This is a genomic window from Exilibacterium tricleocarpae (genome assembly GCF_007004655.1).
Taxonomy (GTDB): domain Bacteria; phylum Pseudomonadota; class Gammaproteobacteria; order Pseudomonadales; family Cellvibrionaceae; genus Exilibacterium; species Exilibacterium tricleocarpae.
The window spans coordinates 1-23,705 of sequence record NZ_ML660101.1; the positions used below are offsets into that span (position 1 = coordinate 1).

General features: G+C 53.4%; 23 protein-coding genes. 11 read left to right on the plus strand and 12 right to left on the minus strand.

Features of this window, described 5'->3' with window-relative positions:
- Nucleotides 1–82: 82 nt before the first annotated feature.
- The 4 genes from FKG94_RS29600 to FKG94_RS20260 form a co-directional block, all read right to left on the minus strand.
- A complete protein-coding gene (locus FKG94_RS29600; protein ID WP_425460058.1) occupies nucleotides 83–298 on the minus strand; it encodes an antitoxin Xre-like helix-turn-helix domain-containing protein in 216 nt (71 codons plus the stop codon).
- A 784-nt stretch (nucleotides 299–1,082) separates the two neighbouring features.
- Complete coding sequence (locus tag FKG94_RS20250) at nucleotides 1,083–1,481, minus strand: hypothetical protein (protein WP_142928766.1); 399 nt, start codon at nucleotides 1,479–1,481, stop codon at nucleotides 1,083–1,085.
- Nucleotides 1,482–1,593: 112 nt separating this feature from the next.
- Complete coding sequence (locus FKG94_RS20255; RefSeq protein WP_142928767.1) at nucleotides 1,594–1,983, minus strand: DUF1801 domain-containing protein; 390 nt, start codon at nucleotides 1,981–1,983, stop codon at nucleotides 1,594–1,596.
- An 87-nt stretch (nucleotides 1,984–2,070) separates the two neighbouring features.
- Nucleotides 2,071–2,709 carry a glutathione S-transferase family protein gene (locus tag FKG94_RS20260; protein WP_142928768.1) on the minus strand — a complete coding sequence of 213 codons (639 nt, stop codon included), beginning with the start codon at nucleotides 2,707–2,709 and terminating at the stop codon, nucleotides 2,071–2,073.
- A 531-nt stretch (nucleotides 2,710–3,240) separates the two neighbouring features.
- Between FKG94_RS20260 and FKG94_RS20265 the strand changes: the two genes are divergently transcribed.
- From FKG94_RS20265 to FKG94_RS20295, 7 genes are all read left to right on the plus strand, one after another.
- Nucleotides 3,241–3,777, plus strand: a complete 537-nt coding sequence (locus FKG94_RS20265; RefSeq protein ID WP_142928769.1) for a dihydrofolate reductase family protein — start codon at nucleotides 3,241–3,243, stop codon at nucleotides 3,775–3,777.
- An 87-nt stretch (nucleotides 3,778–3,864) separates the two neighbouring features.
- Entirely contained in the window at nucleotides 3,865–4,290 is a 426-nt protein-coding gene (locus FKG94_RS20270) for a hypothetical protein (protein WP_142928770.1), read from the plus strand.
- A complete protein-coding gene (locus FKG94_RS20275; protein WP_142928771.1) occupies nucleotides 4,287–4,907 on the plus strand; it encodes a hypothetical protein in 621 nt (206 codons plus the stop codon). The genes FKG94_RS20270 and FKG94_RS20275 overlap by 4 nt, the downstream gene beginning before the upstream one ends.
- 87 nt (nucleotides 4,908–4,994) lie before the next feature.
- The gene (locus FKG94_RS20280) at nucleotides 4,995–5,888 is read left to right on the plus strand and encodes an acyl-CoA desaturase (protein ID WP_142928772.1); all 894 of its coding nucleotides are present in this window, start codon (nucleotides 4,995–4,997) and stop codon (nucleotides 5,886–5,888) included.
- 89 nt (nucleotides 5,889–5,977) lie between these two features.
- Nucleotides 5,978–6,520 carry a DUF1697 domain-containing protein gene (locus tag FKG94_RS20285; RefSeq protein WP_142928773.1) on the plus strand — a complete coding sequence of 181 codons (543 nt, stop codon included), beginning with the start codon at nucleotides 5,978–5,980 and terminating at the stop codon, nucleotides 6,518–6,520.
- 123 nt (nucleotides 6,521–6,643) lie between these two features.
- On the plus strand, nucleotides 6,644–6,979 hold the full coding sequence (locus FKG94_RS20290; protein ID WP_142928774.1) for a hypothetical protein: 336 nt from the start codon (nucleotides 6,644–6,646) through the stop codon (nucleotides 6,977–6,979).
- 95 nt (nucleotides 6,980–7,074) lie between these two features.
- Nucleotides 7,075–7,629, plus strand: a complete 555-nt coding sequence (locus FKG94_RS20295; RefSeq protein ID WP_142928775.1) for a GNAT family N-acetyltransferase — start codon at nucleotides 7,075–7,077, stop codon at nucleotides 7,627–7,629.
- A gap of 142 nt (nucleotides 7,630–7,771) precedes the next feature.
- Here FKG94_RS20295 and FKG94_RS20300 read toward each other — a convergent pair whose 3' ends face one another.
- Nucleotides 7,772–9,103: an aminotransferase gene (locus FKG94_RS20300; protein ID WP_142928776.1), complete on the minus strand. Its 1,332-nt coding sequence runs from the start codon at nucleotides 9,101–9,103 to the stop codon at nucleotides 7,772–7,774.
- 170 nt (nucleotides 9,104–9,273) lie between these two features.
- Here FKG94_RS20300 and FKG94_RS20305 point away from each other — a divergent pair, with 170 nt between their 5' ends.
- Genes FKG94_RS20305 through FKG94_RS20315 form a run of 3 tightly spaced genes read left to right on the plus strand, consistent with a single transcriptional unit; the run spans nucleotide 9,274 to nucleotide 10,689 of the window.
- Nucleotides 9,274–10,170 (plus strand): LysR substrate-binding domain-containing protein, encoded by an 897-nt coding sequence (locus tag FKG94_RS20305; protein ID WP_142928777.1) that lies wholly within the window; start codon nucleotides 9,274–9,276, stop codon nucleotides 10,168–10,170.
- 49 nt (nucleotides 10,171–10,219) lie between these two features.
- Complete coding sequence (locus tag FKG94_RS20310; protein WP_142928778.1) at nucleotides 10,220–10,423, plus strand: RNA polymerase sigma factor; 204 nt, start codon at nucleotides 10,220–10,222, stop codon at nucleotides 10,421–10,423.
- Nucleotides 10,424–10,437: 14 nt separating this feature from the next.
- Complete coding sequence (locus tag FKG94_RS20315; protein WP_246125286.1) at nucleotides 10,438–10,689, plus strand: DUF4252 domain-containing protein; 252 nt, start codon at nucleotides 10,438–10,440, stop codon at nucleotides 10,687–10,689.
- An 87-nt stretch (nucleotides 10,690–10,776) separates the two neighbouring features.
- Here FKG94_RS20315 and FKG94_RS20320 read toward each other — a convergent pair whose 3' ends face one another.
- The 4 genes from FKG94_RS20320 to glyQ form a co-directional block, all read right to left on the minus strand.
- A complete protein-coding gene (locus tag FKG94_RS20320; protein ID WP_142928780.1) occupies nucleotides 10,777–14,097 on the minus strand; it encodes an amidohydrolase family protein in 3,321 nt (1,106 codons plus the stop codon).
- Between the two features lie 115 nt (nucleotides 14,098–14,212).
- Nucleotides 14,213–14,956, minus strand: coding sequence for a lysophospholipid acyltransferase family protein (locus tag FKG94_RS20325; RefSeq protein ID WP_142928781.1), 744 nt, complete (start codon nucleotides 14,954–14,956; stop codon nucleotides 14,213–14,215).
- A 12-nt stretch (nucleotides 14,957–14,968) separates the two neighbouring features.
- A complete protein-coding gene (glyS, locus tag FKG94_RS20330) occupies nucleotides 14,969–17,071 on the minus strand; it encodes a glycine--tRNA ligase subunit beta (RefSeq protein ID WP_142928782.1) in 2,103 nt (700 codons plus the stop codon).
- A gap of 3 nt (nucleotides 17,072–17,074) precedes the next feature.
- Nucleotides 17,075–18,025 (minus strand): glycine--tRNA ligase subunit alpha, encoded by a 951-nt coding sequence (glyQ, locus tag FKG94_RS20335; protein WP_246125288.1) that lies wholly within the window; start codon nucleotides 18,023–18,025, stop codon nucleotides 17,075–17,077.
- 256 nt (nucleotides 18,026–18,281) lie between these two features.
- Between glyQ and FKG94_RS20340 the strand changes: the two genes are divergently transcribed.
- Entirely contained in the window at nucleotides 18,282–19,178 is an 897-nt protein-coding gene (locus FKG94_RS20340) for a lysophospholipid acyltransferase family protein (protein WP_142928783.1), read from the plus strand.
- Between the two features lie 339 nt (nucleotides 19,179–19,517).
- Here FKG94_RS20340 and FKG94_RS20345 read toward each other — a convergent pair whose 3' ends face one another.
- The 3 genes from FKG94_RS20345 to trkA form a co-directional block, all read right to left on the minus strand.
- Nucleotides 19,518–20,501, minus strand: a complete 984-nt coding sequence (locus tag FKG94_RS20345) for a transposase (protein WP_142928784.1) — start codon at nucleotides 20,499–20,501, stop codon at nucleotides 19,518–19,520.
- 350 nt (nucleotides 20,502–20,851) lie between these two features.
- On the minus strand, nucleotides 20,852–22,300 hold the full coding sequence (locus FKG94_RS20350) for a TrkH family potassium uptake protein (RefSeq protein WP_142928785.1): 1,449 nt from the start codon (nucleotides 22,298–22,300) through the stop codon (nucleotides 20,852–20,854).
- A gap of 9 nt (nucleotides 22,301–22,309) precedes the next feature.
- Nucleotides 22,310–23,695 (minus strand): Trk system potassium transporter TrkA, encoded by a 1,386-nt coding sequence (gene trkA, locus FKG94_RS20355; RefSeq protein ID WP_142928786.1) that lies wholly within the window; start codon nucleotides 23,693–23,695, stop codon nucleotides 22,310–22,312.
- Nucleotides 23,696–23,705 lie beyond the last annotated feature (10 nt).

The window sequence follows — 23,705 nt, forward strand, 5'->3', positions numbered from 1 at the left end:
AGATGAACACCGATTCCGGAAAAATCGGCAAAGTGTTCACCATGGGCCGGAATGCGTGTTCACGTTGGATCGGATTGGGTGTTCACGATGCGCCGGAATAGCTGTTCGACTTCGGCCGGAATATGCACCTTGCTGATTCAGGGGCTTTTTTGACTTTGTGATAGGTTGATTTAGCCATTTGAAGAATTGACTGAACCTGATCGTTTGTACAACCCCAGCGTTCAAGGATGCGTATTGCCACGACCAGTCCAGTGCCTATAGCTTTAGGAGATGGTGCTTTATGTGCACTTGATATCATGGGTTTGTACCTAGAGATATTTGCTGATCATGTCCTATAGTGGACAAATAGTTGCCACTTGTCTACAAATAGACTTTTATCATGCCTATACATTTGGCTTTTTTAGGGAAAAAAGTCGAATTACTGTGGTAGAAAATGGCAATATCGCTTTGCAATCTTCTAGCGATTCCAGTTCCGGTGCTGTTTTGGGCTTCTGGACCGGCTTGTCACGGGACGGAGAACACTTTACGCGGGTTGCCAACGATAGTTTTTTAACACTGCGTTTCAGATGACACGGAGCTTTGAACACCCTCATACGAATTCACAGACTGAAATGATTTTGGCGTTTTAAACTGATCGCTGTATATCGGTTTCACACTGTTTTTTACGAATACACTCATAGCGACGCCAAGGTCGCGGTGCCCCTCTTTGGAGAATTTGCACCAATAACGCCAGCAAGAAAATAGCGAAGCCAAGCACCGAAAGTGTCAAAAAGATTCCTGCATCTCCATCCTCAAACCAAAGAAAACTTAGATAAGAAGCTATAGCAAAGACAACAACTAACCATAGGGTTTGTTGTAATAGCTCGTCTGTGAAGTGAACTTTAATCCCAATGCTAATCCTGCAATTTGGGCACTTTCCAGCGCTGGTGTACCTCCTCACCTTCACTCTTCTGAACAGTTTGATAACAACCCTGCTCCACAGTAATCGCCACCTTAAATTTACTTCACAATTTGGGCAGTGATAGTTCATTTCTTATCCTAATGTAGTGGGGTCCTTGCCGGTGTGTTTTTGTTGACAAACCTTACCAAACTGGTTTGTAGATATATTTCTTTGCCACGTACAACCATGGTATTACTAAAGCATCTAAAACTACACCCAGACCGTTTGCAAACGCCAGGTCTTTTGCTGCACCCTCAAGCAGACCTTGCTGCCACAAGGGTAAGCCTACGCCCAGTAGCCAAACCAGCTTGTATAAAAGCTGCAACAAAAGAAGTGGCAACATTTTTAATGGGTATAAAAACCCCACTAATGCCAGTAAAGACAATGCAGCCCAAAAGCTTACAGCTACCCCGTAGAATGGCTCCCATGTCTCCGTCGGGATTATGATCTCTTGCCAGGCACTTGGCGCCAAACCGATAAATGTAAGAAGAAACACGATTCGCATTCCATAAAGCCTTACCCTTCCTACTTCATTTTCCATATCTACCTCGAACGTGGTCTTTCAACTAAGTATCCTTCACTTTGGGCAGAGGAGCGCAATCGATTTCCCGTCTAAATAGTTTTTTAGGTATTTCCCAAACCCATAGAAGTGGCTATTTAAGGCGTTCCAATTGACCTTTGCGCTTTACAATATTTTTGTAATCCCACTGTATATTGCGAGACTCGACCAGCCACTTTTTTAGTAGCCTGATGTCAACTTGCTCGACCGATGTATATCTTGCTTCTGCAGCCTTAAAGCTTCCTTCTTTTTTTAGACCATTGGTCTTAAACGATTGACCACTCCAAAATAGCAAGCGGACACAATTTTTCAGCTTACTGTACCCGACTATGGGATTACCTTCTAAAAACCAAACTGGGTGAGCGTGCCAAACTTTATTATCTGCCTCGGGTAGTCCACGTTCTATTTCCTCAGCCAGCAGCTCACAGACTTCCCGATCAGATTCGGCTTGCTTTTCATTGTATTTCTTTGAATCAGGGTGCACGTTTCTACCTCCGGTATCAAGAGTCAGGGTTGGGTGGTACCCGGCACCAAGTTGTCTGATTTTGACGAAATCGGACACGGGTGTTGTTCAGTCTGCCGCAGCAAAATGCGCCATATGGTCTGCGTGTGCTTTCACGAAGGTCGGGCGGGTTGTGGCGCGTGCAACGTATTCACGACAGTTTTGATATTCCGCTAACCCGTCGAACCGATTGACCAGGCGCAGTACATCCGCCATGAGAATGTCGGCAATAGAAAAGGACCCGGCCAGCCATTCACGTCCAGCCAACACTTGCTCCATGTGCTGGAGCCGGGCCTTGAGGAATGCATCCAGGCCCTTCCGTCCCGGCGTGTTTTCAGTGTCACCGGAGAACATGAAAATAGACCAGGGCAGGCTCGCCATCTCGACGGAATTGAGCGCCGCGAATAACCATTTGATAACCTCGTTGCGACCTCGGGGATCGGACGGTAGTAGCGCGTCACCGCGCTCGCCCAAATAAAGCAGGATCGCGCCGCTCTCGAAGATGGAGATATCGCCATCGGTGAGCCATGGCACTTGGCCAAAGGGTTGATGTGAGAAATGCTCTGCGCCCCGATTTCCAAATGGTGTTTTCTCGACACGATAGGGTAACCCGGCCTCTTCAAGGGCCCAGCGCACACGTATATCCCGTACATAGCCCCGCGGTATTTCGGGGACCCAATCGAAGGTCGTGAGAGTCAGATCGCTCATTGAGTGCCTCCTTTTACTAATGACATTATTTAGGTGTTGTTATGGTACAGCGATATAAAAAGGGTTGCCGGTTTAACAACCCTTGCGTCCCGGTGCTAATACTCAAGCGGGCGCATTATCCTAGCGGATAAGCTGGATAAACAGCCCATTGAGGTCCCGCATATGATATGGGGAGAGCCGGCTGGATACCAGCCTTTACCTCATTAGAGGTTGCTCTGCACACCATTTATCAACCGAAATATAGTAGGTTGTAAATTGCCTGAATATGGCAACTTTCCTGTCACTATGACGGCGGCAAAAAAGCACCCTTGCCGCCCGTACTGTATGTTATAAATACCTTCTTACTTTTCAAAAAAATTAAGACCGAACTTAAATATCAGTTGCATCTTTTAACCGGGGTATTCTGAGGATAGCTCTCGTTATTTCTTTAGCTCTGGTATGAATGATAGCTGAGTGAAGTAAACTGTCACGGGAATTCTATTTGAGTTATTATGCGCCACGCGGCAAGAAGACGAGAAACAGGAAGGTACTATGAGTGCGCTTGTATATTATGTAGCTGCCAGCTTAGATGGCTTTATTGCCCACGAAGATGGTTCGTTCGACGGCTTTCAATGGGACGACGAAGTAGTATCAGATTTCTTGGCTGATGTTGAAAATTTTGGAACCGTTTTAATGGGAAGGAAAACTTACGAAGTTGGGTTGAAAGAAGGAAAAACCAGCCCCTATCCGACAATGCGCCAAATACTATTCTCCCGGACAATGGAGAGCAGTCCGGATGAAGCTGTCGAGTTAGTGCAAGGGGATATCGCGCACTTTGTCAGAGAACTAAAAGCGGAAGCAAGTCACCCAATATGGCTCTGCGGCGGCGCAGATATAGCGACTACACTCCTGCAAGCAGGCTTGATTGACAGTGTTGTAGTCAAACTCAATCCTGTGTTGTTCGGTTCAGGCGTTCCGCTAGTCTCAGTAATTAGTGAGCAAGTAGGGCTCAACCTCAAAAAGGCTAAGCAATACAAGTGTGGAATTGTTTTCCTTACGTACAGTACAAATACAGAAAATGAAGCATAACAAGGTATCCCTGTACGCAGCATTTCTCCATTCCGGAAGTCCCTGGCTGCTTCTGCTACCTGAGTTGCGCCTTAAAGGTGAGAATTTATGAAATTAGAACTTAAAGTAATTGTAGCAACTACTATTTTTCTTGTGTCCAGTAATGCACTGTCTGTAAACGGATGGTCGGGACCACATAAAGTTCAAATGATCGATACTTTAGATGTTGCTCAAGGATACAAGTCCTATATTACTCTTGAGGGCTTTGTTAACCCAGGCTGCAATGAAAACAGAATTTTATTGCAATCTTCTGATCCGGATCACTACAAAGAAATGAGCGCCTTAATACTTGCAGCGTTCCATGCCGGCACAAAGGTTGATATTTATCTTAGCTCTAGTTGTGGAGGACAAAGAGTTCGTGCGACGAGACAAGCACAACATACCAATTTAGCATCGCACCAGCACGTTGGCGCTGGACCTCCTTTCTGGCGCTTTGCGCTTACACTACGGCTGCAAATGGCGGCGCTGCATTGACACTAGGAGATAGTTTTGAAAAGACAAATAGTTTTTACGTTATTAATGCTTACCGTATGGAGTTCAGTAAATGCTGCTCAGTGGTCTGGCGAGGTAAAAATCCTTTCAATTTATCCTTCATCAGATCACAATGTGGTGCCATAACGAAAGTGGTCAAAGCGACGCAAAAAACGCACGCTTACTGCCAGTTTCGGGTTTTAGAGGGAGTGCTTAAGAAGCGATTACTCCTTTTAATGATGCTGATGCCCGCTTTTAAATGTCTTGCTCAACCAGATGAGTGGATATGCAGAATCGATTTTGAAAGCCAATGCACTGTATCCAAGGGGTGTGATGCGCTTGGATCTAAAGACGACGGAAATACAAAGCCAGTCGTCGCAGAGTTCGATGCTACCGGCAAATTTTCGTTGTGCATGTACTCAGGATGTTATGAAGGAGAAGGTACCGTACATACGACAGAGCCATTTCTCTCTATTTCAAAAATTAAAGCGAAATGGACGGGAACAGGCGAACACGATACAAATGTTTTTATTGTACTCGATAGGGAAGAAAAGCTTGGTATGTTTAAGGCGGCTAGCTTTATTCAGCCCATAATTTGTGGAGAAATAGCTAATGAGTAACAAATTAATAATTCCAGCCAGCAGGACCTCCGTTCCGGACTTTCAGTCCTCCACCACAGTAGCTGTTAACTGAGTGAGCATCGTGCAATGATGGAGCCTGTCTATAGAGTTGAGGACAAAGGAGCTAACCCCGTTGAGGGATATATCGCATATGACTTTCCCAAGCTCCTATGGAATCTAGGGATGATCACTTCAGCAGTGGTTTTTGCTCCCTTGACCTTCAGCGCAGCCTCTTTTGTTCTTTTCTTGGTCCTAACCTATGTTTTACTACTCATAGGTCATAGTGCGGGCATGCATCGTATGATGATTCACCGGACTTATGAGTGCCACCCGATTGTAGAAAAACTCTTAATCTATATAGGTGTTCTGGTTGGAATGTCAGGCCCTTACGGGATTATAAAGATTCATGACTTAAGGGACTGGGCACAGAGAAACGAAAAATGCCATGACTTCTTCTCCCACAAACGTAGCTACTTTGTGGATATCTGGTGGCAACTTACATCCAAGTTCATGTTTAGGTATCCACCCAGCGTAAATATCGAGGCTAAATATAGCACCGATCACTTTTACCAATGGCTTGAGTCTACTTGGAGATTTCATCAAGTAGGCCTTGCTGCTGTCCTCTATTTTTTTGGCGGTTGGGCATTTGTAGTATGGGGTGTTTTTGTGCGGGTGTCTGTGAGCATTGTTGGCCATTGGTCTGTTACTTATTTTTGTCATAATCCTGGTCCTGGAATTTGGCGCGTTAAAAATACTGCGGTTCAGGCGTCAAACATTCCAGGTCTTGGCGTGATTACCTATGGTGAATGCTGGCATAATAATCATCACGCGTTTCCGGAGTCTGCACGAATCGGTATTGAGCCTGGGCAATGCGATCCCGCATGGCGTTTCATTGAGTGTTTGTCTTTTTTCGGTTTGGCGAAAAATATAGGCAAACCACGGGATTTAGAGTTAAGAGATGACCTGCAGAAAATCAGTTAACAAAGCCAGCCAGAAGGGCAAAAAAGCTGCCACTTCGCTCTGGTTTTTCGACCCTGCTGGCGGCACTGTGCTTTTAGGGAGATTTTAATTTGAAATTTTTAGCTCTTTTGCGTGGCATTAACGTAGGAGGTAAAAATATTATCTCGAAAGAGGAGTTATATCAGTTATTTACAGATCTAGGCTTTGAAAATGTTCGAACATATATCCAAAGCGGCAATATTCTTTTCCGAAGTGGAAAGAAAAGCTCAAAGGAATTAGCAAAAAATATTGAAAAGGCGTTGTCAACACGTTTTTCCTATACTGCGCGCGCAGTGGTTCTGTCTTATGAGCAATACAAATCTGCCGTAGAGTCAGCACCGGAAAACTGGGGCAGCGATAACCAATATAAACACAACGCGCTATTTTTGCTCGGCGATGTCACGCCGAAGAAATTATCTACTGGACTACCTTCACAGAAGCCAGGGATAGAGACCATCGCGCTTGGTAAAAATGTAATCTTTTGGTCTGTGTCAAAAAAGAGCCTCACTAAAACATCGTATATGAAGTTGGCCAAGTTGCAGGTTTATCAAGAAGTAACAATTAGAAATCACAATACAGTCTTTAAATTGTTGCAGTTGTTTGATGAAGTATAGAAAAAGCATAATGAGTTGCTTAAGTTCGTTGCGAGCCTTCAGCTCTCCTCGGGGGCTGCCTGCACCACGTTTCCGCTACCCCAAACCACGACTTCAAACAAACCAAAAAGCAGGGAAATGGGAATGAAGAGAATTTTATATTTTTGTTTATTGAGTATTTTATGTGCTCGCAGTGTTGCGGATACCATTATCACCTTGATACCAGAGTTGTCGCTAAACTCCGACGGCAAAGCCATTATTGTAAATGCTGAGCCGTACTGTAGCGATGCAACCTATATTTATATTGATACGACTACAGATACCGGTAAAACTATGTATTCAATGGCCTTGTCTGCCTACGCCGCCAATAAGGAAATCCATTTTCAAACAGGGTGTACTTGCGGCACAAGCTGTTCGAGCAATCCACAAGTACAGGTATTCAAAATGTGCTCCAAATTGACAGGTTCTCTATGTCGTTAATAAATTTCCTGGCGAGGCCTCGATCATCGTACCGACCTTACCGCTTTTTACGGGCCAGCCGAACCACCGGTCCGGCTGCAGTTTAGCGTTGCGTTATGCGCCAGCCAATCCTGCGCAGTAAGCGATTGACACTGCAACCGGCGAAGTCAAACGATGTTATCCCACTTCAAGCGCTATGGTCCCAGCCGGAAGTGCGGCGTTTTTTGTTCGACGACAGGGATGTATCGTTTGAGTTGGCAGAATCCGTACTCGGCTCCGCCCTTGCGTGTGCGCCATCAGGGTACGGGCTATGGCTGGTTTACCTCGAGAACCAGCCTGAAATACTCGGCTGCGTTGGCTTGATGCCTGCAACGACAGCTGCCGAGTATGAGTCCGGACTTGCGGGGCTGCTGGAGCCAGTAGTTGCGCTTGCAGCGGTGCACTGGCACAAAGGCTATGCTCAGGAGGCTCTCTCCGAAGTTTTGACTTACGCCTTCGACAGATTGCAGCAGCCTTGCTTATGCGCTGTAAACGATGTCCCCAATGTGGCTTCTGAGCGTATGCTTAAGAAACTTGGGTTCGATATCCTTAGCGAAGTTCAGGGCCCTAAATACCGCCTCCGGACTTATCAGCTGCCACATAGTAGCTGGATGGTTTTGAACCACGCATAAATAACGAGGCGCTCATTCAAAAGCTACCCGTTGTCTTAACTCGAGGCTGACTCAGATTTTTTAGTTACCTTACGAGTAGGCGCTAAACCCTACGCCTTGCTGATTTGGGGTACAATTCTTAAGGTTGACACCTAAAAGACGTTTATTTGATAACCCCCAAAGTCTCATCCAAAGACTGCGACAACTTCGCTATCAGTTCATCAATCTGCTCGCGGGTGATAATCAACGGCGGACACATAGCCAGGCTGGTACCGGCCACCGGCCGTACCAGCAAACCGTTTTCCTGGCACTGCAGCGCCGCCCGGTTGATCACATCGGGGCCGTCAAACGGTTTTGCGGATGCTTTGTCGGCCACCAGCTCCACCGCCCCGATCAAACCCTTGCCGCGCACCTCTCCAACCAGCGGATGCTCGGCCAGCTCGGCCAACCGGTTTTGCAAATAAGCGCCGGTGGTCGCGGCGTGTTCAAACAGTTTGTCGCGTTGGTAAATTTCCAGTACCTTTCCAGCTACGGCGCAGGCAACCGGATGTCCGGAGTAAGTATAGCCGTGCCCGAAAACACCGACCTTTGTACTTTGCTCCACCATAGCCTCGTACATATCGCCCCGAATCAAAGCCGCACTGATCGGGTAATAGGCCGACGATAACTGCTTGGCAAAACTCATCATATCGGGCCGCTCGATATGCATACTGTTGCAACCGAAGTCGCTGCCGGTGCGGCCGAAGCCGGTAATGACTTCATCCGCCCAAAACAGAATATCGTATTTGTCGAGAATGGCCCGCACCTTCTCGTAGTAACCCGGCGGCGGCACGATCACGCCGCTGGCACCGGTAATTGGTTCGGCGATAAACGCCGCAATCGTAGCGGGGCCTTCGCGCAGGATAAGCTGCTCCAGGTTGTGAGTGATGCGATCGACAAAAGCGGTTTCGCTTTCACCCTCCAGGCGACCGCGATAGTAGTGCGGGTGATCGGTGCGCAAAATGCCCAGCGCCTCCACCGGCGGATCGAAAAAACTGATATTGACCGGCAGGCTGGTAAGGGAGCCCGCGGCGACGGTAACACCGTGGTAGGCCCGTTCGCGGGTGATGATTTTGCGTTTTTCCGGTTTGCCGATGGCGTTGAAATAATAGCGCAACAGCTTGATTTGGGTATCGTTGGCGTCGGAGCCGGAGTTGCCGAAGAAAACCCTGGCGTTGTCCATAGGTACCATCTGCGCCAGGGTGTCGGACAATTGCATGCCGGCCTCGTGGGTCTTGCCGCCAAACATATGACAGAACGACAGTTTCCGTGTCTGTGTCGCTATGGTTTCAATCAGCTCCTCATTGCCGTAGCCGAGGGAGGTACACCACAGGCCCGCCAGTCCCTCGAGATACTGTTTGCCGCTTTTGTCGTAAACGTAAGCCCCTTCGCCGCGGTCGATGACCAGCTGCTCGGTGGCTTTCAGGTTGGTGATGGGGTAGATAATGGAGGACATAATTGAGCTGCCGGTGGTTGGGCCAATATCAGGATTCTAATCTGTCTCGCAGGTCGAGCTTGTGCAGGCCGCGCCTGTCTGCATCATACTAGAGATTGTTTTTATCACCGCAACCGATATATTTACGCCATAATGGTGATAAAAACTAACCATTTGTGGAGACCTGATCCATGTTACTACCCCGGCGGCAACTCCCTCTGAATGCCCTGCGGGCCTTTGAGACCGCGGCCCGGCACAGCAATCTGCGCAGCGCTGCCCGGGAACTGGGCGTTACCCACGGCGCCGTCAGCCGTCAGGTACGGCAATTGGAGGGGCGGCTGGGGGTGACACTGTTCGAACGCAGCCACAACCGCTTGTCGCTGACGTCGGCGGGTCAGCGGTTGATGCAAACCGTGGGCGAGGCGTTTGACCAGATAGCCAGAAGCACCTTGTACCTGGACCCGGACTCCATGGCCGGCAGTCTGGTGATCGGCTCCACCCCCAGTATCACCCTGGGCTGGCTGCTGCGGGTAATCGGTGAGTTTCACGGCAAATACCCCGAGGTACAACTGGAGCTGCGCAATATCACCCCCGAGGAAAAAAACCTGCCGGCCGCGCTGGATGTCGCCATTTGCTACGGCTTGCCGGAGGCGGGTCCACGGGCGGTATCGGTGCTATTCACCGAGCAGTACTTCCCGGTCTGTAGTCCCGCCCTGATTAGCAGCGGTGAACCGCTGCGGCGGCCTCAGGACTTATTGAAGTATCCACTGCTGGACGATCAGCACAATCACTGGACCCGCTGGTTTGAACATCTGGGGGCGAGCACCCCGAATCCGGTCAAGCGCCTGTTCGTGCAGGAGAGCTACCAGGTGATCAGCGCTGTGCGAGAGGGCTACGGCGTCGGCCTGGTGGATCGCATCGAGGTGGCCCGCGACCTGCGCCAGGGCAACCTGGTTGCCCTGTTCGAGGATCGGGTAGCTGCCCCGCACAGCCATTACCTGGTGCACGACCCGGAGCCGCAGTTGACCCTGCGGGCACGGGTGTTTGTGGAGTTTCTGCACCAGTCGCTGCAGGTATTACTCGCCTAGGGACGATAGTCTGTAACATCTGCGCAGCTCAAGCGTATATGAAAGTAATATGAGCTTGATATTCCGACAGCTGGTCAATCGCCACCAGGACCAGGTCTTTTCGCTGGCGCTGTATATCCTCGGCGACCGTGTAGAGGCCGAAGACGTGGTGCAGGAGACCTATATAAAACTCTGGGAAAACCTCGATCGGGTAGACAGTGACAAGGCAAGGTTCTGGTCTACGAGATTGGCGATAACGCCAACAGCGCCTTAAAAGTGGTGGATCGGGTGACGGAGACCCTGCGCGGTGATCAATGGCAGCCGACTGTCAGTGTTAACGAAGCCAGAGAAAAAGTGCGGATTTTTGTTAAGCAGACTGACGGTTTAGTGGACGGTTTGGTGGTTATGGTGGTGGGTGAGGCCGACAAACACCACGGCGACACTGGTAACGAAGCTGTGTTTGTTAACATTGTGGGTGAAATCGATCCTGCAGAGCTGGGTAGGATCACCAAGAAGCTCAATATAGATGTGGATGTGTGACAGGTAGCAGCGGCTAAAAATCGGTTTTTCGAGAAGACCGGCGGCCTTTGCGATATCGAAGGCCGCCGGTTGTGTTTTGCCCGGGAATCAGTGCACCCAGTGAAAGCGCCGCGCTTTGGCTTCCAGTGCTTTTTGCGTGGCTGCCGGCATGGCGTTGATATCCAGGCGATGGAAAAACAGCGGCTCGATCCTGCGGTTGCCGCTGGCTACTTCGTTCATGTTGGTGACATCGTAGAGGCGCCCGTTGATCATCGTGTGGCTGATCATCTCACTCTGGCGCAGATCGTCCAGCGGGTTGCCGGAAATGATGGCGATATCCGCCAGTTTCCCCACTTCCAGAGAGCCGATATCGCGATCCATACCCAGGGCCTTGGCGCCGTCGGCGGTGGCGCCGCGCAGCGCTTCCCAGGGTGTAAAGCCGCCCTGTTGCATCATCCACATTTCCCAATGGGCCGCCAGGCCCTCGCGCTGGCCGTGGGCGCCGATCAACACCCGCACGCCGGCATCGCGCAGGGTTTTTGCGTACTTCGCCACTTCGATATGGTTGTAGTGATCGTCCGGCGCCTTCTCCCGCCGAATCGAGGCCGGTTCGATAATATAGCGCGGCGCGTAACGCATCAGGCGTTCGTTTTCCCAGACATTGGTGCGGTCATACCAGAAACGCTCGCCGCTGAGGCCGCCGTAAGCGACGACGAACGTGGGATTGTAGGCGGTGTCGGTCTGGCTCCACATCTGGGTCATATCTTTGTAACCCCGCGCCACATTCAGCGAGTGCTCAAGGGTGGTGTGGCCGTCAAACATCATGGTCATGTTTTGATAGAGTTTGCCGCCGCCCTCCGGCACCACCATCAGCCCCAGTTCACGGCCGGCTTTAATAACCTGCTGGCGCTGGTCGCGGCGCGGCTGGTTGTAGCTCTTTACTGATACCGCGCCCATGTCTTTCAAGCGCTGCAGGTGAAATTTTGCATCTTCATAGCTGTCGATAATAGCGGTGTAAGTAGGGAACTTTGCGCCGTAGAGAATGGTGCCGGTGGAGAAAATACGCGGTCCCAGTATTTTACCGGCGCGCTGCATTTCCCCGGCCGCGAAGACCTCGGCGCTGTCATTGGAGGGATCGTGAATGGTGGTGACACCGAAGGCCAGGCTCGACAGGTTGATCCAGTTCTGGCGGGGAATAATCTGCTCGTTGCCCTGGGAGCCGTGGGCGTGGGCATCGATCAATCCGGGAACCAGCGTTTTGCCGCTGACATCGACAATCTCCACAGTATCGGGAATCTCGACATCACCGCGTTTGCCGACACCGGCGATACGATTGCCCCGCACCAGGACCACACCGTTCTCTATGACTTCCTGCATGTTGTCCGCATTGCGCATGGTGACGACGCGGCCCCCCACCAGGGCGATCACCGATTCGGGTTTGTCGGCGCTTTCGACAAACGCCAGATCGATACCCTCTGACACTGGCTCCGGCAATTCTTTCGGCGCCCCCTCCAAAAACGCGAAGGCGTCCTTTAGATCCCGGGTGAACAATCGCGATGCGTGAGACCAGTGCAGCTTATCGCTGTTGCCCGACCAGTGCAGGTACTGGCCGGCGCGGCTGGACACCCGGGTTACCGGCACCCAATCGGATTTGTGGCTGATATCTTCCTGCTTGCCGGTAAACGTGAACGGCGCTACATAGGCGTTGTACTGATAAGTAAAAGCAACCCATTTGCCGTCCGGTGACAATTTGAATTCGGTGACTTTATCGCCCTTGAGGAGTTTGCGCTCATCCTCGCCGCTCAGGTTGACGCTGATCAGTTCCCGTTTGGTGTTAAACGATTCGGGGACAAAGCCAGTGTAGTAAATACGGTCGTTTTCTTTACCGAAATGCGGATTGACGCCGGACTTCAGTACCCGCTCCATCGAACCGCCACCGGCGTTGGCCAGATAGATACCCGGCTCCATGGACCACTCGGGCGACGTCAGGTAGCCGCCGGTAATGCGGCGAAATACCACTTGGCGACCATCGGGTGAGAAGCGCGGCTCGATAAAGTGACCGGGCTCCGTGGTGATGGCTTTACCGTTGCCGCCGCGGGCGTTTACCACCCGTACTGAGCCCAAGGTTGTATCGTTCCAGGTGGTGTAGACGATTTTCCTGCCGTCGCGGGAAAAGCTGGGGTAGAACTCGTCGTGTTCGTTTTGGCTGGTCAGGCGTTTGACTTTGCCGGAGCGGGTATCGCGCAGGTACAGTTTTCCCAGCGCCTGGTACACGATGCGATCGCCGGCAGGGGAGAGGCTGGCCCAGCGAATCATTTTGACGGGAAATTTATCGGCGCCGACGTCTACCGGAAAGCGCACCGCCTGTTGGACCTGTTTTTGCAGTTTAGCGCGAAAGGGAATCGGCGTGAGGTTTTTGCGCTGTACATCCAAGCGGTGAAACTTGCCGGCGGTCCAAAAGACGATGGCTTTGCCGTCGGGGGTCCAGTCAAAGCGCGTATAGTTGCCCTCCGAGCCGAAGGTCTCCTGGTTGTCTCTTTCCATTTCGGTATACAGGCGGCGATCCACGCCCGATTTCAGGTCTTTGACATAGAGCACGGTCTTGGTGTCTTCGCGCTTGAGATAAGCCATGGATCGACCGTCGGGGGAGGGAGTCGGCATGATCGCGCCGCCGCTGCCGCCGATATAGACTTCTTCCTCGCCGGCCACCAGGTCGTGGCGAATAATGTTAAAGATTTCCCGGGTGGCGTTTTTGTTGTATTGCCAGACTCTGCCTGGGGTCACATCCTTGGCGTAATAGAGGTAGCGACCGTCGGGCGAAAAGGCCGGATCGGTAATGTTCTTCTGGGTGAATTCGCCGTGCTCGCGGGCCTTGACCTCGATACCGCTGCCGCCGGCTACATGGTACATCCAGATCTCGCCGGCGGGGATCGAACGGGACGACATAAACCCTTTGGTTACCGCAATATACTGGCCGTCCGGACTCCAGGCCGGGGTGTGAATCAGGGCGGTTTTTGCTTTGGATATCTGGCGCGGATTGCGGCCGTCGGCGTCCATGATCCACAAATTCATGGCGCCGTCGCGGTCGCTCAAAAACGCCAGTTTGCGGCCGTCGGGGCTGAACACCGGCTGCATATGCCAGGCGAAGTCGCTGACCAGCGGCGTGGCCGTGCCGCCCTCGATGGGCAGGGTGAAGATATCGCCGAGCATGTCGAACACCAGGGTTTTGCCGTCGGGGCTGATATCGAGATTCGACCAGGTGCTCTCATCGGTGTCGATGGTGATCGACCGCATCTCCCCCCCGGGTTCGGCGACCGACCAGCGGGGCTTCTGGTCCGCGTTCTCCTCTTTGGGCGTTTCAGCGTTGATGGCAGTAGGGGACAGGCTTATCACCGCGGCGAGGGCGGTGGCAACCAGGGTATTGTTCATCGGCATTACCTCGGGAAAATCGTCGGGGCAGACAGGCGCGCGCGGCCGCCTCCGTGGCTGGTGTTTGGACTAATGATGAGAACTAACAAACAGGACGATTGAAACCGCGCTCACCTTATTTTTTAAAGGCAGGCTCGGGTTCTGTGGCTTTGTGGGCCGGTTCCATTGCCGCCATTTGTCCCTCGATCCACGCTTTTACCGTTTCGGTGATCTCGCGACTGCTGCGGCCGCTGGTGGGGATGGGATCGCCAATGACGACGGTCACCGTGCCGGGATACTTGCGAATACCGAGTTTCGGCCAGCACTCGCCGGCATTATGGGCCACCGGAATCACCGGGACACCGGCGGCGCAGGCAATATCGGCGCCACTGCGGGCGTAGTTACCGGTTTGGCCCGGCGGGATGCGGGTACCCTCGGGAAATACCAGGACGTTGTTACCCTCGGCCAGGCGCTGCTGGCACAGGGCTTTGACCTTTTTCAGCGCTTGGATCGGGCTGCCGCGGTCAATCGGCACCGGCCGCAGCACGGCCAGACCCCAGCCGAAAAACGGGATGCGCAGCAGCTCGCGTTTTAAGATGGTGCTCACCGGCCCGAAGTAGTATTGCAGAAACATGGTTTCCCAGGTGCTCTGGTGCTTGGACAGCACCACATAGGGCCCGGTGTGCCAGTGATTGCCGATAATCCGGTAGCGTATCCCGCAGCAGGCGCTGGCCCACCACACCACAAACCGGTTCCAGATCATTACGATAGCGTAGCGCCGCCGGTAGGGCAGCGGCCAGATCAGCACGCTGATAATGCCGGCAATGGCGCCGGTGGCCAGCCACAGGGTGACAAACAGGTAAGAGCGCAGTAGTTGCATAATCGTCGCCGGCTAGCCCTTGGCGGGTGCCAGGAGTGATATGTCTGCAACTTCCAGGAAGAGCTGCCGCAACTGCTCCAGCAGTGCCAGGCGATTGTCCCGCAGTTGCGGGTCCTCCGCCATCACCATCACCTGATCGAAGAACCGGTCCACCGGATCGCGCAGATCGGCCAGGCTTTCCAACGCCTCGGTATAGCGGCCGTTGGCGAACAGCGGCGCTACGATGTCACCCTTTTGTGCCAGCGCCGCGGCGAGGGCCTGCTCCGCGTCTTCCTGTAACAGGTTGCTCTGCAGCCGGCGGCTGCCGCCGGCGCCCTGTTTGGTGAGGATATTAGAGACCCGTTTGTTGGCGGCGGCCAGGGCCTCGGCCTCGGGTAACTGGCGAAAGCGATCGACCGCCCGCACCCGGTTGTCGATATCCAGGGGCACAGTCAGGCGTTTTGCGCTAACCGCCAGGAAGACCTCGGCGGGAATCTGCGCTTCTTCATACCAGGCGCGAAAGCGCTCCAGCATATAGTCCAGGGCGGTGCTGGTGGTGCTATCCGGGTCCTCGATATTGTCGCCGTAGCCGAGGGCGGCCTGGTGCAGCAATTGCGCCAGGTCCAGGTTCAGTTGTTTTTCCACCAGCAGTCGCAGTACCGCCAGGCTGGCGCGACGCAGGCCGAATGGGTCTTTGGAGCCGGTGGGTTTCTGACCGATGCCGAAAATACCCGCTAAAGTGTCGATGCGATCGGCCAGGGCCAGCACTGTGCCGGTTGTGGTGGCCGGCAGCCCGTCGCCGGCGAACTTGGGCAGGTACTGCTCTTTAAGGGCCAGGGCCACGGCTTCAGGCTCGCCGTCGTTGAGGGCGTAGTAGTAACCGGCCACTCCCTGCATTTTATCGAACTCGCCTACCATGTCGGTGACCAGATCGGCTTTGCACAGTTGCGCCGCGCGTCGCGCCAGGGCGACATCAGCGTCGATCTGCTCGGCTATGGCGGCGGCCAGGGTCTCGATTCTCTCGGTTTTGTCGTACAGGGAACCGAGGCGGGCCTGGAAAACGATGGGTTGCAGGCGTTCGCGTCGTTGTTCCAGGGTGGTTTTCTTATCGGTATCGAAAAAGAAGGCGGCATCGGCCAGGCGCGGTCGAATCACCCTTTCATTGCCGTCGATCACTTGGGCGGGGTCGCGACTTTCGATATTGGCTACCGCGATAAAGTAGGGCAGTAGTTGATCTTCGGCATCCACCAGGTGAAAGTATTTTTGGTGTTCTTTCATGGATGCGATCAGCGCCTCGGGTGGCACCTCCAGAAAACGCTGTTCGAATTGCCCGGTCAGTGCCTGGGGCCACTCTACCAGTGCCGTTACCTCATCCAGCAGCGCTGCGTCTATAACCGCCGTGCCGCCCACCTGTGTCGCTGCGGCCTCCACCTGCTGGCGAATCAAGGCCTGCCGCTCGGTAAAGTCTACCAGTACCCGCCCCGGTGAGCGCAATTGTTCGACGTAATCATCGGGTTTGGCAATAGTCAGGGCCTGATCGCAGTGGAAACGATGGCCGCGGCTGTCGCGACCGGCCTTTAGTCCCAGCGCCTCAGCGTTTACTACTTGATCACCCATCAGCATCAGCAGCCAGTGGACCGGGCGCACGAATTCGGTGCGGTGGGCACCCCAGCGCATGCGCTTGGCAATGGGCAGGGCGGCCAGGGCTGCCTCGACGATGGGGCCCACCAGTGCCATTGCCGCCTCGCCGCCGGCGCTGGCTCGGTGCACAAGTTTGTCCGCTTTGCCGTCGTTTTCCACCACCAGATTCGCTGCATCGATACCGTTTTTGCGGGCGAATGCCTCCGCCGCTTTGGTGACCTTGCCGTCCGTATCGAATGCCACCTTGGCCGGTGGCCCCCAGACCAACACCTCCTTTTGCGGGGTTTGCTGCGCCAGTCTTTCCACCCTCACCGCCAGGCGTCTCGGGGTGGCGTAGCTGTGGGCGCGGGTGTAGGTCAGCCCGGCGTCGGCGAGGCCGGTTTCGATGCCCCTGGTAAAGGCACCGGCCAGGGTTTTGAGTGTCTTGGGAGGTAGTTCCTCGGTGCCGATTTCCACCAGGAAGTCGTTGCTTGTGACTACATTATTATTATCCACGGCTCACTTGTCTCCCTCTGCGGCTGTCAACTCTTGGCGCAGTGCTTCGCTGGCCAGGGGAAAGCCGAGTTTTTGGCGCGCATCGTAATAAGCCTGCGCCACGTCGCGGGCCAGCTTGCGCACGCGCAGGATAAAGCGCTGGCGTTCGGTAACCGAAATGGCGTGGCGGGCATCCAACAGATTGAATGCGTGGGATGCCTTCATCACCATTTCGTAGGCGGGCAGCGGCAGGCTGCTTTTAATCAGGCGCTCGCTTTCACTTTCACAGACATCGAAGGTGCGGAATAGAAAATCCACGTCCGCCTGCTCAAAGTTATAGTGGGACATCTCCACCTCGTTTTGGTGGAATACGTCGCCGTAGGTGACTTTTTCGCCGTTGGGGCCGAGGGTCCAGGTCAGGTCAAAAATGGAGTCCACGCCCTGGAGATACATGGCTATACGTTCCAGCCCGTAGGTGATCTCGCCCGTCACCGGGTAGCACTCCAGGCCGCCGACCTGTTGAAAGTAGGTGAACTGGGTGACTTCCATGCCGTTAAGCCATACCTCCCAGCCGAGACCCCAGGCGCCCAGGGTGGGGGATTCCCAGTTGTCTTCCACGAAGCGGATATCGTGGATGCTTGGGTCCACTCCCAGTTGGCGCAGTGAATCGAGATACAGGGTCTGGATGGCGTCCGGGGAGGGTTTTAACACGACTTGGAACTGATAGTAGTGTTGCAGGCGATTGGGGTTCTCGCCGTAGCGGCCGTCAGTGGGGCGGCGGCAGGGTTGTACATAGGCGCTGTTCCAGGTTTCCGGGCCGATGGCGCGCAGAAATGTGGCCGGGTGGAAGGTGCCGGCGCCCACTTCCATATCCAGTGGCTGCAGAATGACACAGCCGTGCTGTGCCCAGTACTGCTGCAGGGCCAGGATCAGGCCCTGGAAAGTCCCCGCGTCGGGTTGAATGGTTTGTGACACCCTGTTAGTCGCCTCCGGCGTGGTTGGAGCCCGCCTGCATGGCCCGGCCTGTGAACAAAGGGCGCAATTATAGCGCCTGGCCCAGGTCAGCACCACAATCCTGGGCAGGGTTGCGGAGGTGGCCTTGGTGGCCTGAAATGGACGTTTAGTTGCCGGATAAATTCCGTTAAGCTGCGAGTCCTTTCGGTACTGTTTCAGTGTTATTGTTCCGGCTCAGTACAATTGTCCCGGTGTTACCAGGTACAAGCGGCGTTTTATGACAACTATCAAGGGTGTGTTGGCAAAATTCCTGTTGTGGCTGACGGCTTTACTGCCCCTGGCGGTGAATCGGGCGCTGGGATCGCTGCTCGGCCGCGTCAATTATCGGCTGAATACCCAAATGCGGAAAGTGACCGAGGAGAACCTGCGCCTGTGCTTTCCTGATCTCGATGATTCGGCGCGGCGCGAACTTGCCTGCCGCAGCTTGATTGAGACGGGTAAGACCCTTACGGAGGCCGGCGCCATTTGGCACAGGCGTTACGATTGGTTGCAGCGGCGTGTCTTGTCGGTGACGGGGGCCCGGTTTTTGCGTGATGCCATTGCGCTGCAGCGGGGGGTTATAGTGCTGGTACCGCACCTGGGCAATTGGGAAGTGGTGGGGCTGCACCTGTCGGAGTATACCGCGGTGACGTCGCTTTATCAGCCGCCGAAGTTACCGCTGTTGGAAGCTGTGATTCGTCGCGGTCGGCAGCAGTGTGGTGCCACCTTGGTGCCTACTAATCGCAGTGGTGTCAGTGCAGTTTTAAAGGTGTTGCGCCGTGGTGGTGTTACGGCGATTCTGCCGGATCAGGTGCCGGATAGATCCAGTGGTGGGGAGTTTGCCGAGTTTTTTGGTGTGCCGGCGTTGACCATGACGTTGGTCAACAATCTGCTTGGGCGGATTGGGTGTCGGGTGCTTATGGCCTATGCCAAGCGTGTGCCTGGTGGTTTTGACATAGTTTTTCAGCCGGCTCATGAGGATATTTACAGCAGTGATGATTGCATTGCGTTGACAGGTTTGAACCGCAGTGTGGAGCAGTGTGTGAGGGAGATTCCCAGCCAGTATCAATGGGAGTACAAACGCTTCAAAAAACGCCCGCCCAACGAACCCCGGCTCTATCGATTTAAAAACTAATAATTGAGACACCCATATTTAATAGTCGCAAGACATTCATCTTACGATCATGGGTTGGCCAAAATAACAATTGAGACACCCATCTTAAGATCATGGACTGGCCTAACAGTTGAGGAGACAATCAAAGGACAATCAAGACACCCGCCTTACGACTATGGATTAGCAGCTGAAAAGGAACAGAGCGATAATCAGCAAGTTAAAGTGAGAGAGGCACTAAAATCACAAATATGTGGGCGAGCTTTAGGGGGCGTGCGGAGAGTTTGGCCTAGTTACGACTTCTTATTAACATACCGCTAATGCTACTGTAGCGATATTCACAGTGGAAAGTGGCATGTTGGATTAACTGAACAGCAATTGACAGGCCCTCACTCCGGGGGTACGTTGATATCCCAGTTGGTCGGTCGCTTTTTTTAGAGCGTAGATACTGCCGACCAGCCCCTTTAAGCGGCTCTCAAATCGGGTTGCCAGGTAAAGCCAGTGGGTAGGAGCGATATCGAGTCTCGCGAGTATTGGAGGAAAAGTATCAGAGATAAAACCCTTTTTGTCCGCCCGAATACTATGGCCAGTCCAGTCAACAAGAGCCAGATAGTCCGCTAGCTGGTAAGGCAAGCCTTTGGACTTCGGTTCCCGAAAATTTCCCCCAAATGGCAGTAGAGTGCTAGGCTGAGTTGACTGTTGACCTGTTTTTACAGCATCTATTCGAAGCTTGACCGATGTGTGTTTAGACGTCTCGGGTGTTGTTGCTGTTTTTGCCCGGATGGGATTTAGATCTACATAGACCATACAAGCGGTGAGTGCCTTTTCATCTAGCAAGGCCTGTGCGGTGAAACGGGACTCCCAAAACCTTCCGGTGCAGTTGTCCTCTTTGTTTGCTGCTCGGGCTATGGCTTCATTGAGCGTGCGCATAAACCAACTGATATTGCTCAAACGCTGTCGCCAGAGCCCAAGCCGGTGTTCCACGGCCTCCATCTCGAGATCAGACAGCGGTTCCTTATCGAGATACTTTCGGGTTAGCAAAGTTCCCCGATAGAGTTGATGCCAACGCTCACAGACCTCTCGATTGCTCCATTGCGATGCCGCAGCTGTGTCGACATGCAAGACGAGATGATAGTGGTTGGACATGATCGCATAGGCACAAATGTCAATGGCAAAGACTTGGCCGAGGAGCAGTAAGCGCTCTTCAATCCAGCCTCTTCGGTGTTCATAGGATTGCCCGGTGTGTGAGTCTTGGCCACAAAGAAAGGCGCGTCTGACGCAGCGAGAGGTGCAGTGATAGTAAGGAGTGATATCGAGCGATATGATCTGCTTCCTTGGTTTTGGCATGTTGATCGTCCGTAATCAATTAACTGTGCTTTTATACAGTTAATAGGTGTGGCTGTCAATACTTATCGTGGGTGTCTTGTTTAGAATACCTATGGTGGGTGTCTTGTTTAAAATGCCTAAGATAGAAAGTAATTCAAAAAGTCAATTATGGATGCTGAAGATTGGAAAGGTAAGTGCCTGGATTGGGAGTTATCGTGGGTGTCCAGGTTAGAAAGATGGGTGTCTACATTAGAGGATCATGGGTGTCTGAATTGGAGGTGGAGAGAGGTTATCATGGGTGTCTGGATTGGACTTTCATGGGTGTCTGGATTGGAGGGTCTCTGGACTAGAGGTTTTAGCTGCTGGGCCGGCTAGGGCCGCCAGAAAGCAGGAGTGAACAACACCAGCAGCGTAAACACCTCCAGTCGGCCCAACAGCATGGCGAAGCACAACACCCACTTGGCCGTGGCGTTAAGGTCTCCGTAGTGAGCCGCTACCTGACCCAGGCCGGGACCGAGATTGTTGATGCAGGCGCCGACGGCAGAGAACGCGGTAACAAAATCCAGCCCAGTGGCCAACAACATCAAAAACATCACCATAAATGCAATGACATAGACCGAAAAAAATCCCCACACCGCCTCCACCACGCGATCAGAAACAGACTTGCGACCAATCTTGATGGGTATTACCGCATTCGGGTGAATCAATCGGTGAATTTCCCGCAACCCCTGCTTACAAATCAACAACACCCGAATCACCTTCATACCGCCCCCCGTGGAGCCGGCACAACCACCCATAAAAGCAAACAAAAACAACATAAAAGGCAGGAATGTAGGCCAAGCACTGAAGTCAGCCGTGCCAAACCCGGTAGTGGTCAGCAAAGATATCAACTCGAAACTGCCCTGCAGTGCACTTTGGCCAATAGAGTAGGTGCCGGTGAGCGCCAGGTAAACGCTGGTAACTGCAGCACCCAACAAGATGCAGGATGCATAAAAACGAAACTCCGGATCGACAAGGTAATGCCGGATACTGCGGTCCTGCCAACCAAAAAAATGCAGCCCGAAGTTCACCCCGGAAAGCACCATAAACACCATGCAAACCAGCATGATAGTGGCACTGTCAAAGTGCCCGATACTGGCGTCATAGGTGGAAAAACCGCCAATGGCAACGGTGGAAAACGCATGACAGATAGCATCGAATAAACTCATGCCCGCCAGCCAGTAAGCACTTCCACAAGCCAGGGTGAGCCCGAGATAAATAAAGAACAACGCCTTCGCCGTCTCGGTAATACGTGGCGTCAACTTGGTATCCTTAATCGGTCCCGGCGTCTCCGCCCGATACAGTTGCATGCCGCCAATACCGAGCATCGGCAGTATCGCCACCGCAATAACGATAATACCAATCCCTCCCAACCACTGTAGCTGCTGGCGATAATAGAGAATGGCCTTGGGCAGCGAATCCAGACCGGTAATCACCGTGGCGCCGGTGGTGGTGAGACCGGAAAGTGATTCAAAGGCGGCATTGACAAAGGATAAACCAGGGCTGTGAGAAAACATAAACGGCAACGAACCGAACAGCCCCAACACCGACCAGAACAGCGCCGTAATCAAAAAGCCGTCCCGGGTGCGCAGATCCTGCCTGCTGTTGTAAACCGGCAGCCACAACACCAGCCCGGTGGCAAAGGTAATGGCAAACGAGGTCAGAAAGGCGATATGAGTCTGATCCGCAAACCACAGCGATACCAGCATCGGCGGTATCAGCGTCAGGCTGAACAGCATCAGCAGAATGCCCAACACGCGAAAGATGACGGAAAAATGCATGTGCGCCCGTTAAAAAAAAGTAAAGCCGACCTGGAACAGCCGCTCGATATCGCGGGTGTGCTTTTTGTTGATCAGAAACACAATCACATGATCGCCGGTCTCCACCACCACGTCGTCATGGGCGATGATCACGTCGCTGCCCTGGGGGGTCTCACGCACGATCGCGCCAATATTGGCGCCGTCCGGCAGGTCGATCTCCTCGATCGTTTTGCCCACCACCTTGGAGGAGCGCTGATCGCCGTGGGCGATCACTTCGATGGCCTCGGCCGCACCGCGGCGCAGTGAGTGCACGTTGACCATATCACCACGCCTGACGTGAGTCAGCAGGCTGCCGATAGTGGTCTGCTGCGGCGATATCGCGATGTCGATCTCCCCTCCCTGCACCAAATCCACATAAGCGGGATTGTTGATCAGCGTCATGACCTTGCGCGCACCGAGGCGCTTGGCCAGCATAGAGGACATCACGTTTGCTTCGTCGTCGTTGGTGAGCGCCAGAAACACATCGGTGTCCTCGATGTTTTCCTCCAGCAACAGGTCCTGGTCCGAGGCGCTGCCATGCAATACCACACAGCGCTCAAGTTGCTCCGACAGGTATTTGCAGCGCTCGCCGCTGTACTCCATCAACTTGACCGAGTAGCGCGACTCCAGCTCCCGTGTCAGACGCAGACCGATATTGCCGCCACCGGCGATAATGATGCGTTTGTAAGGTCGCTCGAGGCGGCGCAGTTCACTCATCACCGCGCGAATATCGGATTTCGCCGCAATAAAAAACACCTCGTCGTCGACTTCGATAACCGTCGAGCCCTCCGGGGTGATAGCGCGGTCGCGCCGGTAAATGGCGGCCACGCGCGTGTCCACTGAAGGCATATGCTGGCGCAGAAAGCGCAATTCCTGACCCACCAGCGGTCCGCCGTAGTAGGCTTTTACCGCGACCAGCTGCACCTTGCCCTCGGCGAAATCCAGCACCTGCAGTGCGCCGGGATGCTCTATCAGGCGAAAGATGTAACCGGACACCAACTTTTCCGGACTGATCAATACATCGATGGGAATCGACTCGTCCCGAAACAGCCGCGGCTCCGACAGGTAGGCGGTCGAGCGTATCCTGGCGATCTTGGTCGGCGTGCTGAACAGACTGTGGGCAATCTGGCAGGCGACCATATTGATCTCGTCGTTATTGGTGACCGCGATCAACATATCGGCGTCTTCGATACCGGCCTGAATCAGTACTCCCGGGTGCGAGCCCTCCCCCGCAACCACGCCGATATCGATACGGTCGCGCAGCTCGCGCAGGCGCTTCTCCTTACTGTCGACGACAGTAATATCGTTGGCTTCACTGGCGAGGTTTTCCGCCAGGGTTCCCCCCACCTGGCCGGCGCCTAAAATGATAATCTTCATGGTCGTAGCG

Bases quoted from the DNA above. Each gene is read 5' to 3' on its own strand.
- FKG94_RS20305 (WP_142928777.1), top strand. From the start codon at position 9,274: ATGTTACTACCCCGGCGGCAACTCCCTCTGAATGCCCTGCGGGCCTTT.
- FKG94_RS20250 (WP_142928766.1), bottom strand. From the start codon at position 1,481: ATGGAAAATGAAGTAGGAAGGGTAAGGCTTTATGGAATGCGAATCGTG.
- FKG94_RS20345 (WP_142928784.1), bottom strand. From the start codon at position 20,501: ATGCCAAAACCAAGGAAGCAGATCATATCGCTCGATATCACTCCTTAC.
- FKG94_RS20325 (WP_142928781.1), bottom strand. From the start codon at position 14,956: ATGCAACTACTGCGCTCTTACCTGTTTGTCACCCTGTGGCTGGCCACC.
- FKG94_RS20265 (WP_142928769.1), top strand. From the start codon at position 3,241: ATGAGTGCGCTTGTATATTATGTAGCTGCCAGCTTAGATGGCTTTATT.
- FKG94_RS20350 (WP_142928785.1), bottom strand. From the start codon at position 22,300: ATGCATTTTTCCGTCATCTTTCGCGTGTTGGGCATTCTGCTGATGCTG.
- FKG94_RS20270 (WP_142928770.1), top strand. From the start codon at position 3,865: ATGAAATTAGAACTTAAAGTAATTGTAGCAACTACTATTTTTCTTGTG.
- trkA (WP_142928786.1), bottom strand. From the start codon at position 23,695: ATGAAGATTATCATTTTAGGCGCCGGCCAGGTGGGGGGAACCCTGGCG.
- FKG94_RS20310 (WP_142928778.1), top strand. From the start codon at position 10,220: ATGAGCTTGATATTCCGACAGCTGGTCAATCGCCACCAGGACCAGGTC.
- FKG94_RS20300 (WP_142928776.1), bottom strand. From the start codon at position 9,103: ATGTCCTCCATTATCTACCCCATCACCAACCTGAAAGCCACCGAGCAG.
- FKG94_RS20290 (WP_142928774.1), top strand. From the start codon at position 6,644: ATGAAGAGAATTTTATATTTTTGTTTATTGAGTATTTTATGTGCTCGC.
- FKG94_RS20280 (WP_142928772.1), top strand. From the start codon at position 4,995: ATGATGGAGCCTGTCTATAGAGTTGAGGACAAAGGAGCTAACCCCGTT.
- FKG94_RS20295 (WP_142928775.1), top strand. From the start codon at position 7,075: ATGCGCCAGCCAATCCTGCGCAGTAAGCGATTGACACTGCAACCGGCG.
- FKG94_RS20320 (WP_142928780.1), bottom strand. From the start codon at position 14,097: ATGAACAATACCCTGGTTGCCACCGCCCTCGCCGCGGTGATAAGCCTG.
- FKG94_RS20260 (WP_142928768.1), bottom strand. From the start codon at position 2,709: ATGAGCGATCTGACTCTCACGACCTTCGATTGGGTCCCCGAAATACCG.
- FKG94_RS29600 (WP_425460058.1), bottom strand. From the start codon at position 298: ATGATATCAAGTGCACATAAAGCACCATCTCCTAAAGCTATAGGCACT.
- FKG94_RS20340 (WP_142928783.1), top strand. From the start codon at position 18,282: ATGACAACTATCAAGGGTGTGTTGGCAAAATTCCTGTTGTGGCTGACG.